We start from the raw sequence: 259 nt of genomic DNA on the forward strand, positions 1-259 counted from the left end.
GACCGGGAGCTGACCGCGCTGTTCGAGGGCGCGGCCGCCGTCGTGCACCTCGCCTGGGCCATTTCGCCGCTGCGCGGTGACCCGCCGATGTGGCGCACCAACGACCACGGCACCCGGCACGTGCTCGCCGCGGCGGCCGACGCCGGGGTGCCGCACCTGGTCGTAGCGTCCTCGGTGGCCGCCTACGGGCCCGCGCCGCGCTGGGACAAGGTGAGCGAATACCACCCGTGCACCGGGATCCAGCACAGTGCGTACAGCC

Annotated in this window: 1 protein-coding gene; it reads left to right on the plus strand. The window is 74.5% G+C overall.

All coding sequences use genetic code 11. The annotated features are described in order from the left end of the window. A partial coding sequence (locus G3I65_RS20415) for an NAD(P)-dependent oxidoreductase (RefSeq protein WP_160697521.1) occupies window positions 1-259 on the plus strand: 259 nt, incomplete at both ends.

The organism is Amycolatopsis sp. SID8362 (assembly GCF_010550475.1).
Lineage (GTDB): Bacteria > Actinomycetota > Actinomycetes > Mycobacteriales > Pseudonocardiaceae > Amycolatopsis > Amycolatopsis eburnea.